Below are 636 nucleotides of genomic sequence, written 5' to 3' on the forward strand. Positions count from 1 at the left end.
GCAGAAAGCCCTTCAGAACCATGTCTCAGCAGCTCACCACGTCACCCGTCGCCCCCGCGGCGACCCCCCTCCCCGTCGGCAGGTCGGGCAGGACCCACTCGCCCCGCTACAAGTGGGGGATCCTCGGCATCGGCGTCGTCGCGCAGGCGGCCTTCAGCGCGGCCTTCCAGGGCATCCCCATGGCCAGCGCGGTCCTCCAGAGCGACTACCGCTACTCCACCGGCCAACTCGGCCTCGTCCTCGCCGCGTTGACCTGCGGAGCGGCCGTCACCGAGATCATCTGGGGGCTGCTCACCGACCGCTTCGGCGAACGGATGGTGCTGATCACCGGGCTGGCCGGCACCACCGCGTGCCTCGCGGCGGCCACCGCCTTCCTCGTGCCCACCGGCGGCTACACCCCGCCCTCCTGGCTGCTGTCCGCCGTCCTGCTGCTGGCCGGCGCCCTCGGCGGCTGTGTGAACAGCGCCTCAGGGCGGGCGGTCCTCGGCTGGTTCCCGCCCGGCAACCACGGCTTCGCCATCAGCCTGCGGGTGGCGGCCGTCCCCCTCGGCGGTGCCATCGGCGCGCTCGCGCTGCCCGCCCTCGCCATGAGCGTCGGCTTCCGGGGCGTGTTCGGCTTCCTGACCGCCTTCGCGC

General features: G+C 73.4%; 1 protein-coding gene. It reads left to right on the plus strand.

The features are described from left to right. Positions 1-20: 20 nt before the first annotated feature. Positions 21-636 (plus strand): MFS transporter (locus CCN72_RS37765; protein WP_143664374.1); only part of this gene is annotated, 616 nt, incomplete at its 3' end.

Source organism: Streptomyces murinus (assembly GCF_002154555.1).
In the GTDB taxonomy this organism is placed as follows: Bacteria; Actinomycetota; Actinomycetes; order Streptomycetales; family Streptomycetaceae; genus Streptomyces; species Streptomyces murinus.